Source organism: Isoptericola sp. MSGPD8_1_ISO-PGPR-S23-394 (assembly GCF_058072785.1).
On the sequence record NZ_CM176517.1, the window covers coordinates 266,750 to 279,541 of the forward strand.

General features: G+C 73.9%; 14 protein-coding genes. 9 read left to right on the forward strand and 5 right to left on the reverse strand.

From position 1 onward, the window contains the following. Positions 1–35 precede the first annotated feature (35 nt). Complete coding sequence (locus AC3RJ8_RS01225) at positions 36–830, reverse strand: ABC transporter permease (RefSeq protein WP_489714159.1); 795 nt, start codon at positions 828–830, stop codon at positions 36–38. Continuing rightward, a complete protein-coding gene (locus tag AC3RJ8_RS01230) occupies positions 827–1,726 on the reverse strand; it encodes an ABC transporter ATP-binding protein (protein WP_489714160.1) in 900 nt (299 codons plus the stop codon). Before AC3RJ8_RS01230 ends, AC3RJ8_RS01225 begins: the two co-directional genes overlap by 4 nt. A gap of 162 nt (positions 1,727–1,888) precedes the next feature. On the opposite strand from AC3RJ8_RS01230, the gene AC3RJ8_RS01235 reads away from it, so the two are divergent. After that, the gene (locus AC3RJ8_RS01235; RefSeq protein WP_489714161.1) at positions 1,889–3,151 is read left to right on the forward strand and encodes a sensor histidine kinase; all 1,263 of its coding nucleotides are present in this window, start codon (positions 1,889–1,891) and stop codon (positions 3,149–3,151) included. Then, the gene (locus AC3RJ8_RS01240) at positions 3,148–3,822 is read left to right on the forward strand and encodes a response regulator (protein ID WP_489714162.1); all 675 of its coding nucleotides are present in this window, start codon (positions 3,148–3,150) and stop codon (positions 3,820–3,822) included. The genes AC3RJ8_RS01235 and AC3RJ8_RS01240 overlap by 4 nt, the downstream gene beginning before the upstream one ends. Before the next feature lie 205 nt (positions 3,823–4,027). Here AC3RJ8_RS01240 and AC3RJ8_RS01245 read toward each other — a convergent pair whose 3' ends face one another. Continuing rightward, positions 4,028–4,273: a helix-turn-helix transcriptional regulator gene (locus AC3RJ8_RS01245; RefSeq protein WP_489714163.1), complete on the reverse strand. Its 246-nt coding sequence runs from the start codon at positions 4,271–4,273 to the stop codon at positions 4,028–4,030. A gap of 187 nt (positions 4,274–4,460) precedes the next feature. Then, positions 4,461–5,243, reverse strand: a complete 783-nt coding sequence (locus AC3RJ8_RS01250) for a deoxyribonuclease IV (protein ID WP_489714164.1) — start codon at positions 5,241–5,243, stop codon at positions 4,461–4,463. Positions 5,244–5,362: 119 nt separating this feature from the next. Between AC3RJ8_RS01250 and AC3RJ8_RS01255 the strand changes: the two genes are divergently transcribed. Beyond that, positions 5,363–5,674 carry a hypothetical protein gene (locus AC3RJ8_RS01255; protein ID WP_489714165.1) on the forward strand — a complete coding sequence of 104 codons (312 nt, stop codon included), beginning with the start codon at positions 5,363–5,365 and terminating at the stop codon, positions 5,672–5,674. Between the two features lie 24 nt (positions 5,675–5,698). After that, positions 5,699–6,538 carry a hydroxymethylpyrimidine/phosphomethylpyrimidine kinase gene (locus AC3RJ8_RS01260; RefSeq protein ID WP_489714166.1) on the forward strand — a complete coding sequence of 280 codons (840 nt, stop codon included), beginning with the start codon at positions 5,699–5,701 and terminating at the stop codon, positions 6,536–6,538. Between the two features lie 25 nt (positions 6,539–6,563). Here AC3RJ8_RS01260 and AC3RJ8_RS01265 read toward each other — a convergent pair whose 3' ends face one another. Beyond that, entirely contained in the window at positions 6,564–7,088 is a 525-nt protein-coding gene (locus AC3RJ8_RS01265) for a COG4315 family predicted lipoprotein (RefSeq protein ID WP_489714167.1), read from the reverse strand. Between the two features lie 181 nt (positions 7,089–7,269). Between AC3RJ8_RS01265 and AC3RJ8_RS01270 the strand changes: the two genes are divergently transcribed. From AC3RJ8_RS01270 to AC3RJ8_RS01290, 5 genes are all read left to right on the forward strand, one after another. Then, positions 7,270–7,965 carry a YceI family protein gene (locus AC3RJ8_RS01270; RefSeq protein ID WP_489714168.1) on the forward strand — a complete coding sequence of 232 codons (696 nt, stop codon included), beginning with the start codon at positions 7,270–7,272 and terminating at the stop codon, positions 7,963–7,965. A 7-nt stretch (positions 7,966–7,972) separates the two neighbouring features. Next, entirely contained in the window at positions 7,973–8,476 is a 504-nt protein-coding gene (locus AC3RJ8_RS01275; RefSeq protein ID WP_489714169.1) for a sigma-70 family RNA polymerase sigma factor, read from the forward strand. Then, positions 8,473–9,204: an anti-sigma factor family protein gene (locus AC3RJ8_RS01280; protein ID WP_489714170.1), complete on the forward strand. Its 732-nt coding sequence runs from the start codon at positions 8,473–8,475 to the stop codon at positions 9,202–9,204. Before AC3RJ8_RS01275 ends, AC3RJ8_RS01280 begins: the two co-directional genes overlap by 4 nt. A gap of 145 nt (positions 9,205–9,349) precedes the next feature. Continuing rightward, a complete protein-coding gene (locus AC3RJ8_RS01285; RefSeq protein ID WP_489715546.1) occupies positions 9,350–12,016 on the forward strand; it encodes a phosphoenolpyruvate carboxylase in 2,667 nt (888 codons plus the stop codon). Then, a complete protein-coding gene (locus AC3RJ8_RS01290; protein ID WP_489714171.1) occupies positions 12,016–12,777 on the forward strand; it encodes a copper homeostasis protein CutC in 762 nt (253 codons plus the stop codon). The genes AC3RJ8_RS01285 and AC3RJ8_RS01290 overlap by 1 nt, the downstream gene beginning before the upstream one ends. Positions 12,778–12,792 lie beyond the last annotated feature (15 nt).

Sequence of the window (12,792 nt, forward strand, 5' to 3'; positions counted from 1 at the left end):
GTTGGTCCCGCCTGAGCCTGCGGTTGCGCTCCGGCTCAGGCGGTCTTGATCTCGCCGCGCTGCACCCGCAGGATGCCGACCAGCAAGGGGATGCCGACCCAGATCGCCGTGGTCACGACGAGCTGTGCCCACTGCTCCCCGCCCATCGACTCGCCCATGATCAGCGGCATGGAAGAGGTCTGCAGGTCGATCCACGGCCACACGTCCGCCCACGACTGCACCAGCATCGTCAGCGGGGCCATGATGGTCGGGATGACGAGGTAGAGGACGATCGCCGCCGGGGTGCTCTGCAGCGCGAGGCCGAACGCGACTCCCTGGACCATCCAGATCGCCATCATCAGGGCCATGCCCCCGGTCAGGGCGCCGAGGCCCCAGTCGGCGTCGGCGTCGCGGTAGGCGATCACCACCAGGTGAGCCACCGCCGCGATCACCATCGCGACGACGAAGAACGCCAGTCCGGACCCGACGGCGGTGACGAGCTTCGCCCACACCACGCGCAGGCGCCGCGGCTCCAGCGTGAAGGTCGTCAGACCGGTGCGCTGGGACCACTCGGCGGTGGTGGCGAGGATGGCGACGACGGGGAGCAGCATCGCCAGCGGCGTCGAGGTGTTCGACACGAACATCTCGAACGAGACGTTGCCGTCCCCGACGAGCGCGGTGATGGCTAGCACGCCGGCCGCCAGGACGGCGATGATGATGAACAGCCAGCGCACGGCGCGGGTGTCGAGCTGCTTGCGCCACTCGTAGGCGGCGAGCCGCGTGAAAGGGATCGGCCGGACGTCCGTGGGGCGCTTCCGGGTGGCGGGCGCGGTCTGCTGGACGGTGCTCATGCGGACACCTGCTCTCGGGCGTCGGCGGCCGTGAGCTCGAGGAACAGCTCCTCGAGCCCGCGGGACTGCGTGTCGCGCAGCTCGGTGACGAGCACTCCCGCGGCCATGGCGGTGCGGGCCACGTGCTCGGCGTCGGCGGTGGTGGTGAACCCGCCGCCCGACTGACGCTCCCGGTCGATCCCGGCCTGCTGGAGCGCGGCGTCGAGCGCGACGTCGTCGGTGGACCGGACGTACGTCCCGGCGGCGCGCAGCAGCTCGTCCTTGGTGCCCTCGGCGACGATCTTGCCGCGCCCGATGACGACGAGCCGGTCGGCGACGTGCTCGATCTCGGACAGCAGGTGCGAGGACAGCAGCACGGTGCCGCCGTCCGCGGCGAAGTCGCGCAGCAGGTCGCGCATCCAGCGGATGCCGGCGGGGTCCAGGCCGTTGGCCGGCTCGTCGAGGATCAGCACGTCGGGCTCGCCGAGCAGGGCGCCCGCGAGGCCGAGCCGCTGCCGCATCCCGAGGGAGTAGGTGCGCACCCGGCGGCCGGCCTCGGACGGGGTGAGCCCGACGACGTCGAGGACCTCGTCGACGCGGTGACGGCCCACGCCCGTGAGGAGGGCGGAGAGCGCGAGGGTCTCACGACCGGTGCGGCCGGCGTGCTGTGCGGAGGCGTCGAGCAGCACCCCGACGCGTCGACCGGGGTTGGCGAGCGCGCCGTACGGCTTGCCGAGGATGCGGGCCGTGCCGCTGGTCGGCGGCGTCAGCCCGGTCATCATGCGCATGGCGGTCGACTTCCCGGCGCCGTTCGGCCCGAGGAAGCCGGTGACGAGTCCCGGCTCGGCCGTGAACGACACGTCGTTCACTGCCAGGACGGGCCCGTACCTCTTGGTCAGGTGCTCCACGGTGATCATGGGTCCACCCTCGCGCCCCGCCCCCGGTCGGCACATCGCCCGCAAGGAGGGGATGCACCGCCGGACGGAGGTGCGGGGTCATCCTTTCGGCGGACCTCGGGCCCGGTCCTCGAGCGCCCGACGGCGGATGCCCGGCCGGTCGAGCCGACCTACGCTCGGCAGGTGCTCACCGACCCCGACGACCCGTACCGCGCCGTCCCGTACCGCTCCGAGCCGCTGGGGAGCCGGCGGGAGGCATGGCGGCGGGTGTGGGGCGAGACGTGGCGGCTGGCGGTGGCGCTCGCGTTCAGCCTGGTCGTGCTGGGCGGCATGCTCGTCGAGGCCGAGGCGGCGCACCAGGAGGTCCCGGAGGCGCAGATCGCCCTCGACGTCCTGGTGGGTCTCGTCTGCTGCGGGCTCGTGCTGCTGCGCCGGCGGTGGCCGACGACGGTCGCCCTGCTCGTCACCGCCGCCAGCGCGGTGTCGGTGTTCGCCGTCGGACCGATCACGCTGGCCGTGGTCTCGTTGGCGACGCACCGCCGGTGGTGGCGCATCGTCGCGGTCGGGACCGTGTTCGTCGTCGGCGGCTGGACGTACGAACGGCTCTACCCGCCGGTGGAGCAGTTGGGCTGGCTCGTCACGCTCGGTGGCGGAGCGGTCCTCTACTCCCTGATGGTGTGGATCGGGGCGTACATCGGGCTGCGGCGCGAGTACCTCGCCGGCCTGCACGAGCGGCTCGCGACGGCGGAGCGGGAGCAGGCGAGCCGGGTCGCGCAGGCGCGCGCGAACGAACGGGCGCTCATCGCGCGGGAGATGCACGACGTGCTCGCGCACCGCATGTCCCTGGTGGCCATGCACGCCGGGGCGCTCGCCTACCGGACCGACCTGCCGCCCGAGCAGGTCGCCGAGTCGGCCGCGCTGGTGCGCGACAGCGCGCACGAGGCCCTCGGAGAGCTGCGCGAGGTGCTCGGGGTGCTGCGCGGGCTCGACGGGCCGACGCCGGACGGTGCCCCGGTCGGCTCCACCGGGCCAGGGGCGCCGGAGCGCCCGCAGCCGACGCTCGCGGAGCTGCCGGCGCTGGCCCGGGCGGCGTCGGACGCCGGGACGTCGGTCCGGCTGGTGGACCGGGTGACGGAACCGGAGGCGCTGCCGACGGCGGTCTCCCGCACCGCCTACCGGATCGTCCAGGAGACGCTGACGAACGTCCGCAAGCATGCGCCGGGACTGCCGGCCTCGGTGGTGCTGCGGGGTGCTCGCGGCCAGGGGCTGTGGGTCACGGTGACGAACCCGACGGTCGTCGACGAACGCGGCGCGCTCGCCGCGCCGCCGTCGGGCCTCGGGCTGCTGGGACTGACCGAGCGGGCCGAGCTGGCGGGTGGTTCGCTGACCGCCCAGGAGGCGGAGGGCCGGTTCGTGGTGCGGGCCTGGCTACCGTGGGACGCATGACTCAGCGCATCTCCGTCGTCCTGGTCGACGACGACCCGCTCGTCCGTGCCGGTCTCCGGCTGATCCTGGGCGGAGCGGCCGAGGTCGACGTGGTCGCGGACGCCGGTGACGGGGACGAGGGCGTCGCGCTGGCCCGGCGGGAGCGGCCCGACGTGGTGCTCATGGACATCCGTATGCCGGGGACCGACGGCATCGAGGCGACGCGCCTCCTGTCCCAGGACGACGGCGCGTCGCGCGTCATCGTGCTGACCACGTTCGACACCGACGACATGGTGCTGCAGGCGCTGCGTGCCGGGGCTGCGGGGTTCCTGCTCAAGGACACGCCGCCCGACCGGCTGGTCGCGGCGGTGCGGGCGGCTGCCGCGGGCGAGCCGACGCTGTCCCCGTCGGTGATGGACCAGCTCATCGCGAGGGTCTCGCAGCGGACCGTCGGGCGGGAGGGCACCGATCGGGACGCCGCGCGGCGCCGCATGGCGTCCCTGACCGATCGGGAGCGGGAGGTCGCGGCGGTGCTCGCTCGCGGGCTGGCGAACGCCGAGATCGCGGCGGAGCTCTACATGAGCGTGCCGACGGTCAAGACGCACGTCTCGCGGATCCTCGACAAGCTCGGAGCGGCCAACCGTGTGCAGGCCGCCATCGCGGTCCACGACGCCGGGCCGGCAGGCGCGTAGGACCAGGCGCCCTCCACCTCGGCAGGGCACCGGCCGTCGAGATCGAAGGTGTCCGGCTGGCGAGAATCACGCCACCGCAGCGCGCACGAATCACGCGGTGCGTGAGCATCACGCACAGCGTGAGCGCCGTGCGCGATCCGCGTCGGCATTGCCGCCCACCGGTCACCTTCGTTCTGTTGTGCCCGGACTTCGGCAGGGATCCGCGCTACCAGGCGCTCCGACCGTTGCGGTCGGGCGCCTCGCTGACCAGGTCGACCACCCGGCAGCCGAAGAGCTGCGCCAGGCGGCCGATCTCGTCGAGGGTCCACGGGACGCGTTCCCGGAACCGGGCCGAGACCGCCGTGCGCGAGAGCCCGAGCTCGATCGCGAGCTGCTGCTGGGACAGGCCGCGCCGTGCGCTCTCGAGGCGCACGGCACCGGCGGCCACTCGGCTGAGCCCGTCGCGCGTCATCCGGGGAGCGGGTCGTGGACGCGCGCGACCGGTCGCTCCACGTCCACCCTCAGGGCCGCCCTCACCGTCGTCCACGTCGACGACCAGTTCGAGGTCGGGAACATCGAAGAATCTCCGCATGGCAGCAGTGTCGCGTCCTGGCGTCCCCGCGCGGCGGCCGTCCACAGGGTTGGCCGGTGAGTGGTGCTCAGAGACGTTCGCGCAGCCAGGCGATGTCGGTGCCGACGTCTCCCTTGGTCTCGCAGATCACCGGTGCACCGGCCTCGCGCACCACGCCCACGAGCAGCTCCGGCGGGATGTTCCCCGCGCCGAAGTTGGTGTGCCGGTCCGCGCCGGAACCGGCGTCGTCGCGCGAGTCGTTGGCGTGCACCAGGTCGATGCGCCCGGTGATCGCCCGGACCTCCGCGACGGCCGCGGCCAGATCGATCCCGCCCGCCCAGGCGTGGCAGGTGTCGAGCGTGAACCCTACGCCCTCCGCGCCGTCGGCCTGCTGCACGGCGCCCCACAGCTGCTCGATCCGGTCCAGGCGTCGCGCCATCGAGTGGTCGCCGCCCGCGGTGTTCTCGATGAGGACGGGGACGTCGGTCTCCAGCGCGTCGATCGCCTTGCGCCAGTTGTCGAACCCCTTGGCCGGTTCGTCCTTGGCCGTCACGTGCCCGCCGTGCACCACCACGCCCCGGGCGCCGATCTCCCCGGCGCGGGTCATGACCTGCTGCAGCAGCTTGCGGCTGGGGATCCGGATGCGGTTGTTCGTGGAGGCCACGTTGATGACGTACGGGGCGTGCACGTAGACGTCCAGCCCCGCTGCCGCCGTCGCCGTGCGGAACATCTCCGCCTCGCCCTCCTCGAGCGGCGGCACCTTCCACGCCTGCGGGTCCGAGACGAAGACCTGGACGACGTCCGCACCGATCGCCGCCGCCTCCGCGACGGTGTCGGTGAGGCTCACGTGGGCACCGATCTGCAGGCTCATGGGCACCAGCGTACGAGGAGGGTCCGACGCCGCCGGCCCGGCCAGAGGTGTGGCGGCCTCCGGCGCAAGGCTGCTAGATTCCTGGAGGCCGACGACGAAGAGCCTGGGAGGGCTGCCTGATGCTGCGAGCCTTGCTGGCGCTGTCGCTCGCCGGCGCGGCGACCGTGGAACGACTGTCCGCGCCCGGCATCGACGTCTTCCTGCCCGCCACCTACGACCTCGTCTGGTCCGCCGTGCTCCTCCTCTCCCTGGCTGGCATCCTCGCCGTCGTCGCATGGGGCGTGGTCTCCGTGCGACGCCGTGCTGCGGCGCCCGTCGGGGGCCAGACCGTCGAGGCCCGCCTGGAGCACCTCGACCGGCTGCACGCGTCCGGACGGATCTCCGACGCCGAGCGCGCGGACGCCCGGGCACGCCTGCTCGGCTCGCTCTGAGACGGTCGTCGTAGGCTGGGAGACATGCCCAGCACACCACCGCTCGCGTATGTCGTCGCCGGCTCCGAGGCCACCGGCGGCGCCGGCATCCAGGCGGACCTGAAGACGTTCCAGCAGCTCGGTGCGTACGGCCTCGGCACGCTGACCTGCATCGTGTCGTTCGACCCGGCGAACGACTGGGGCCACCGGTTCGTCCCGGTGGACCCGCAGGTCATCGCCGACCAGTTCGAGGCGGCGACGGCCAGCTACGACCTCGACGTGGTGAAGATCGGCATGCTCGGGACCCCGGCGACGATCGACGTCGTCGCGCGGTCGCTGGCCTCGCGCCCGTGGCGGCACGTCGTGCTCGACCCGGTGCTGATCTGCAAGGGCCAGGAGCCGGGCGCCGCCCTGGACACGGACACGGCGCTGCGCGCCCAGGTGCTGCCCCTCGCCACCGTGGTCACCCCGAACCTCTTCGAGGCCAGGACGCTCGCCGGCATGGACGCCGTGGAGTCGGTCGACGACCTCGTCGAGGCGGCTCGCCGGATCCACGCCCAGCTCGACAGCACCGCGGGCGGCGGCAAGCGGTACGTGGCGGCCAAGGGCGGCGCCGAGCTCTCCGGGCCTGACGCCGTCGACGTCCTGTTCGACGGCGAGCACGTCACCGTGCTGCGCGCCCCGAAGATCGGCGAGGAGCGCGTCGCGGGCGCCGGCTGCACGTTCGCCGCGGCGATCACGGCCGAGCTCGCGAAGGGCGCCGACGTCGAGACGGCGGTGCGGACCGCCAAGGACGTCGTCACGCAGGGGATCCGCGGACGTGTGGCCGCGCACACCCCGTTCGACACGGTCTGGCAGGGGGCCTACGCGCCCGCAGGCGCGTGACCGCGCTGGCGCGTGACCGAGCCGCTCAGTAGCCCGAGCCGGCCTCGGGCATCTCGGTGATCTCCGCACCGTCGGGCGCCACGGCCCACCAAACGTCCTGGACGCCCTGGCCCGCGACGTCACCGGGCGCGGAGTCTCCGGCGAACAGGTAGACGGGCCGGCCGTCGAGCGTGACCTGCGGCTCGCCGTCGTTCCCGGTGATGGTGCCCACCTCGGCCGTGACGCCCTTGACCGGCGGCTCGTCGCTCCCGGCGTGCACCGGCGGCCAGTTCGTGAGGCAGTCGCCCTCGCAGGTGCTCGTGCCCGAGCCGGGCTCGTCGGAGGCGAAGTAGTAGACGGTCATCCCCTCACCGTCGACGACGATCTCCCCCAGCTCGCTGTCCGCCGTGGCGAGCACGGCGTCGCCCGTCGGCGGGACGTCCATGGACTCCTCGGCCGTGCCGCCCGTGTCCTGCGCTGCCGGCTCCTCGGGGTCGCCGCACGCCGAGAAGGCGAGGAGCGCGGCCACGGCGGCGAGCGCGGTGGTGGTGGTCCGTACTGTGCGTCGCATGGTCCCTCCCGGGGTCGTGGGTCCTGCTCCCGGTACGACGAGACACGCCCGGCCGAGGTTCACCGGCACGCAGGATTGAACCCTTTCGGGGGCTGTCTCGTCGTGGGGGGCGTCAGGCGCCCTCCGACCCGGACGGCGTCGAGCCGGGCGAGCAGTGACGATCAGGGACGAGGTGGGCAGCGTGCGGACAGCGGTGAAGGTGGCGGTCGGTGTCGGAGCAGCGGTCGTGGTCGGCGGGACGGCGGCGGTGGTCCTCGGCCCCGGGCTGTACGCCGACTGGGCGAACAGCGTGGCGGACCACGCCCCGACGCTCACGGCCTCCGAGCCCGCGCTCGCCGACGTGGACGGTGTCGCCGACGTGGACGGCGACTGGGTCGTCGCGTCCGGCTCGTACGCCGGCTACCGGGTGCACGAGGTCCTGAACGGTGAGGACGTCACCGTCACGGGCCGCACCGACCCGGCGGCGGACGACGTGACCGGCACCGTCACGGTGGCCGACGGCGCCGTGACCACCGCGGTGATCGAGGTCGACGTCGCGCAGATCGCCACCGACCAGCCCCCGCGGGACGCCTACTTCCGGGATAACGTCATGGAGGTGGGCACGTACCCGACGGCGAGCTTCGAGCTCACCGTGCCGGTACCGCTGGAGGCGGCGGGGAGCGACGTCGACCTGACCGGCGACCTGACCCTGCGCGACGTCACCCGCGAGGTGACCGTCACGGCCCGGCTCGGGGTCACCGACGAGGGGGCACAGGTGGTCGGCAGCGCCCCCGTCGAGTTCGCCGACTTCGGCGTCGAGGCGCCGTCCCTCGGGTTCGTCGAGGTGGAGGACGCCGGCGCCGTCGAGTTCTCCCTCGAGCTCCGACGACAGGGATGACGCCTCCGTGGCCACCGACGCCCAGCTCCTCGAGGCGATCCACACCGAGCACGCGGCGGAGCTGCACCGGTACGTCGCGCGGCTCGTGCGGGACGACGCCGGTGCCCAGGACATCGTCCAGGAGTCGCTGCTGCGGCTCTGGCGCCATCCCGAGGTGCTCGAACGGCCGGGGGAGTCGGTGCGGGCGTGGCTGTTCACCGTGGCGCGCCACCTGGTCGTGGACCAGGCCCGCAGCGCCCGGCACGCCCGGGAACGGACCACGGACCGGGTGCCGGAGGTCCCCGCGCCCGACGCGACCCAGGCCGTCCTCGACGCCTGGCTCGTCGCCGACGCGCTGGTCGAGCTCTCCGCCGAGCACCGCGCCGTCGTCGTCGGGGCGTACTACCACGGGCGCACCGTCGCCGAGCTCGCCGACGAGCAGGGGGTGCCCGTCGGCACCGTCAAGTCGCGGCTGCACTACGCGCTGCGCGCCCTGCGGCTGGCCCTGCAGGAGAAGGGAGTGACGTCATGACCTCCACCACCGGGCAGCCCGGGCCGGAGCCGGACCCCTACGTCACCTGGGACGCCGCCTACGTCCTGGGAGCGCTCGGCCCCGCCGAGCGCCGCGAGTACGAGGCGCACCTCTCCGGCTGCGACGCCTGCCGCGAGGCGGTCGGTCAGGTCGCCGGCCTGCCCGGACTCCTCGGCGCCCTCCCTCCCGACGAGGCCGAGGCGCTGGCGGGCGAGACGCCGCTCCCCGCGGGGGCCGACGTCGTCCCGCTGGACGCGCTCGCACGCGCGGCCCGCCGCTCGCGGGCGCGTCGGAGGTCGCTCCTCGCCGTCGCCGCGTCCGCGCTGGCGGTCGCCGGGCTCCTGACGGGCCTGACGCTCGACGACGGACCGGACGGCGCGGGGGACGCACCGGTGGTCGCCGCACCGGCCCACGCCCGCGTCGAGCTGGAGCCGGTCGGCTCCGGCGACGTCCGCGCGAGCCTGGTGGCCACCTCCCGCCCGTGGGGCACCCTCATGGAGTGGAGCTGCCGGTACGGGTCCGCGCCACCGGAGAAGTACGAGCCGGTGACCTACGAGCTGGTGGTCGTCGACCGGGACGGGACCCGCACGGTCGCGGCCACGTGGGGATCCTCCGGGGAGCACGCCGCCGGGCTGCGGGCCGCGTCCGCGGTCGCGCTGGCCGATGTCGCCCGCGTGGAGATCGCCGTCGTCGGTGCCGCGGAGCCGCTGGCCTCCGCCGACGTCTGAGCCGGGACGCGGCCGGGCGGTCCGCACCCCGGACGCAAACTATGTCTCAAGCGGGGTTCGGCTTAGTCTCTAGGGCGTGAGCGACAACTACGGACAGCAGAGCCCGAGCACGGGCGCCATCGAGCGCGTCGTCGCCCGGCACGAGATGCCCGACCCGTTGCGCGACGACATCCGCCTCCTCGGCGGGCTGCTCGGCACCGTGCTGCGCGAGGCCGGCGGGCAGGACCTGCTCGACGACGTCGAGCGCCTGCGCGAGCTGACCATCCGCGCCTACGGTGTGGACGACGGCGGTGTCAGCCTGGCGGAGGCCGCTGATCTCGTCGCGGGCTTCAGCCTGGAGCGTGCCGAGCAGGTCGCCCGGGCGTTCACGTGCTACTTCCACCTGGCGAACCTCGCCGAGGAGTACCACCGCGTGCGCGTGCTGCACCAGCGCGAGAGCGAGTCGGGCGCCGCGATCGAGGAGTCCCTGCCCGCGGCGTTCACCCAGCTGACCGAAGAGGTCGGCCGGGAGGAGGCCGTGCGCCGGCTCGGCGAGCTGGAGTTCCGCCCCGTCCTGACGGCGCACCCGACCGAGGCCCGCCGCCGGGCGGTCTCCGGTGCCGTGCGCCGCATCTCGACCCTCCTCGCGGAGCGCGACACGATGCGTCCGGGCGGCACCTCGCGCACCGAGAACGAGCGGCGCATGCTCGCCGAGATCGACACGATGTGGCGCACCTCCCCGATCCGGGCGTCGAAGCCCCGGGTCCTGGACGAGGTCAAGACCGCGATGGGCGTCTTCGACGCCACGATGTTCAGCACCTTCCCCGACGTGTACCGCCGGCTGGACGACTGGCTGCTCGACGGCGAGGCCGGCGCCCGCGCGCCGATCGCCAAGCCGTTCGTCTACCTGGGCTCCTGGATCGGCGGCGACCGCGACGGCAACCCCAACGTGACCGCCGAGGTCACCCGCCAGGCGGCCACGCTCGCCGCCGAGCACGCCCTGACCGCGCTGGAGCAGGCCGCCCGCGCGACCGGTCGCAAGCTGACGCTCGAGGAGGCGAGCACCCCGGCGTCGGCGGAGCTCAAGGCCCTGTGGCAGCGGATCCGCCAGCTCTCCGACGACCTCACCACGTCGGCGGCGGCGGACTCGCCGAACGAGCCGCACCGTGCCGCGGTTCTCGCCATCGCGGGCCGCATCGCGGCCACCCGCACCCGCGACGCGGACCTCGCCTACCAGCGTCCCGAGGAGCTCGAGGCGGACCTGCGCGTCGTGCAGTCCTCGCTCGTGGAGGCCGGTGCCCAGCGCGCGGCGTTCGGCGACCTGCAGAAGCTCGTGTGGCAGGTGCAGACCTTCGGGTTCCACCTCGCCGAGATCGAGGTGCGCCAGCACTCCCAGGTGCACGCCTCCGCGCTGGACGAGATCGCCGAGAAGGGCGTCCACGGCGAGCTGAGCGACCGCACCCGCGAGGTGCTCGACACCTTCCGTGCCCTCGGGGCCGTGCAGAAGCGCTTCGGCGAGCGGGCCGCCCGCCGCTACATCGTCTCGTTCACCCAGGCCCCGGAGCACATGGCGGCCGTCTACCAGCTCGCCGAGCTGGCCTTCGAGGGCTCCGACGACGCCCCGGTCATCGACGCGATCCCACTGTTCGAGACCTTCGCGGACCTTGAGAACTCGGTCGACATCCTCGAGGCGATGCTCGAGATGCCGCAGGTGCAGAAGCGCCTCGCAGAGAACGGGCGTCGCGTCGAGGTCATGCTCGGGTACTCCGACTCCTCGAAGGACGTCGGGCCGGTCGCGGCGACCCTGGCCCTGCACTCGGCGCAGTCGCGCATCGCGGAGTGGGCGCAGCGGCACGACCTCACGCTGACGCAGTTCCACGGCCGCGGTGGCGCCCTCGGTCGTGGGGGCGGCCCCGCGAACCGGGCCGTGCTCGCGCAGCCGCCGCACTCGGTGGACGGCCGATTCAAGCTCACCGAGCAGGGCGAGGTCATCCTGGCCCGCTACGGCGACCCGACCATCGCGGCGCGCCACATCGAGCAGGTGGCGGCGGCGACGCTGCTGGCCTCCGCGCCGTCGACGGAGAAGCGCAACGCCACCACGGCGGAGCGGTTCTCGGCGTTGGCCTCCTCCCTGGACGCGACGTCGCGGGCCCGGTTCCACGAGCTGGTGAAGTCCGACGGCTTCCCGCAGTGGTTCGCCGAGGTCACCCCGCTGGAGGAGGTCGGCCTGCTGCCGATCGGCTCCCGTCCCGCCAAGCGCGGCCTGTCGGTGAACTCCCTCGACGACCTGCGCGCGATCCCGTGGGTGTTCTCCTGGTCGCAGGCGCGCATCAACCTGGCCGGCTGGTACGGCCTGGGGACGGCGCTGAAGTCGTTCGTGGAGGGTGAGGGCAGCCTGGACGATCTCCAGGCCGCGTACCGCGAGTGGCCGCTGTTCGGCACGCTGCTGGACAACATCGAGATGTCGCTCGCCAAGACGGACGAGCGCATCGCCGAGAAGTACCTGGCGCTCGGCGACCGCGACGACCTCGCCGCGATGGTCCTCGACGAGCTGCGGCTCACCCGCGAGTGGGTCCTGAAGATCACCGGCAACGAGTGGCCGCTGGCGAGCCGCCGGGTGCTGGGCCGGGCCGTGCAGCTCCGCTCGCCCTACGTCGACGCGCTCTCCCTGCTCCAGGTCCGCGCGCTGCGGGCGCTGCGCACCCAGGGCGCGAGCGAGGGCCTCACCGTGGACGACGGCGAGTGGGTCGACGGCGGGTACAAGGACCGCTGGCGTCACCTGCTGCTGCTCACCGTCAACGGTGTGAGCGCCGGCCTGCAGAACACCGGCTGATGGCGCCGGACGCCGCGGTCGCGCTCGAGCTGGCGGTGCAGGACGTCGCCGGCGTGGACGTCGCGGCGTCCGTCGGCGCGCGACGGGTGGAGCTGTGCACCGCGCTGGGTGCGACCGGTGGTGTGACGCCGGGCCCCGGCCTGCTGGCCGCCGCGGTCGAGCGCGCCGCCGCTCCGTCGTCGGGCTCCGCTGTCGAGGTCCACGTCCTGGTGCGCCCGCGGCCCGGCGGGTTCGTCATGGCCGACGGGGAGCTCGACGTCCAGGTGCGTGAGGTCGAGGCGGCCGTGCGCGCCGGGGCGAGCGGCGTCGTCGTCGGCGCGCTCACCCGCGCCGGCGTGATCGACGCGATGGCGCTGCGCGAGCTGGTCGCGGCAGCGGACAGCGTCGAGGTGACGTTCCACCGGGCGTTCGACCAGCTCGCCGACCCGCTGGCCGCGCTCGACGTGCTCGCCGGGGCCGGCGTCGCGCGGGTGCTCACCTCCGGCGGCGCGCCACGGTGCGCGGAGGGGATCGAGCAGCTGCGTGCGTGCGCCGAGCACGCGTGGGAGGTCCTCGGCGGCAGGGTGCAGATCATGGCCGGCGGCGGTGTCCGCGTCGAGGACGTCCCCGCGCTGCGAGCCGCCGGCGTCGACGCCGTCCACCTGTCCGCCAAGCGCACGGTGGCCGACGACGGCGGGCCGGGTGGCGGCGGAGACGTCGGCTACGAGGTGACCGACCCCGAGGTCGCGGCCGCCGCGGCCGCCGCCCTGCGTCCGCGCTGACGCTGCCCGGCGGCA

Excerpts from the sequence above, each read along its gene's own strand:
- AC3RJ8_RS01285 (WP_489715546.1), top strand. The coding sequence starts at position 9,350 with ATGCCCGACCCGTTGCGCGACGACATCCGCCTCCTCGGCGGGCTGCTC.
- AC3RJ8_RS01240 (WP_489714162.1), top strand. The coding sequence starts at position 3,148 with ATGACTCAGCGCATCTCCGTCGTCCTGGTCGACGACGACCCGCTCGTC.
- AC3RJ8_RS01280 (WP_489714170.1), top strand. The coding sequence starts at position 8,473 with ATGACCTCCACCACCGGGCAGCCCGGGCCGGAGCCGGACCCCTACGTC.
- AC3RJ8_RS01255 (WP_489714165.1), top strand. The coding sequence starts at position 5,363 with ATGCTGCGAGCCTTGCTGGCGCTGTCGCTCGCCGGCGCGGCGACCGTG.
- AC3RJ8_RS01250 (WP_489714164.1), bottom strand. The coding sequence starts at position 5,243 with ATGAGCCTGCAGATCGGTGCCCACGTGAGCCTCACCGACACCGTCGCG.
- AC3RJ8_RS01265 (WP_489714167.1), bottom strand. The coding sequence starts at position 7,088 with ATGCGACGCACAGTACGGACCACCACCACCGCGCTCGCCGCCGTGGCC.
- AC3RJ8_RS01230 (WP_489714160.1), bottom strand. The coding sequence starts at position 1,726 with ATGATCACCGTGGAGCACCTGACCAAGAGGTACGGGCCCGTCCTGGCA.
- AC3RJ8_RS01245 (WP_489714163.1), bottom strand. The coding sequence starts at position 4,273 with ATGACGCGCGACGGGCTCAGCCGAGTGGCCGCCGGTGCCGTGCGCCTC.
- AC3RJ8_RS01290 (WP_489714171.1), top strand. The coding sequence starts at position 12,016 with ATGGCGCCGGACGCCGCGGTCGCGCTCGAGCTGGCGGTGCAGGACGTC.
- AC3RJ8_RS01225 (WP_489714159.1), bottom strand. The coding sequence starts at position 830 with ATGAGCACCGTCCAGCAGACCGCGCCCGCCACCCGGAAGCGCCCCACG.
- AC3RJ8_RS01260 (WP_489714166.1), top strand. The coding sequence starts at position 5,699 with ATGCCCAGCACACCACCGCTCGCGTATGTCGTCGCCGGCTCCGAGGCC.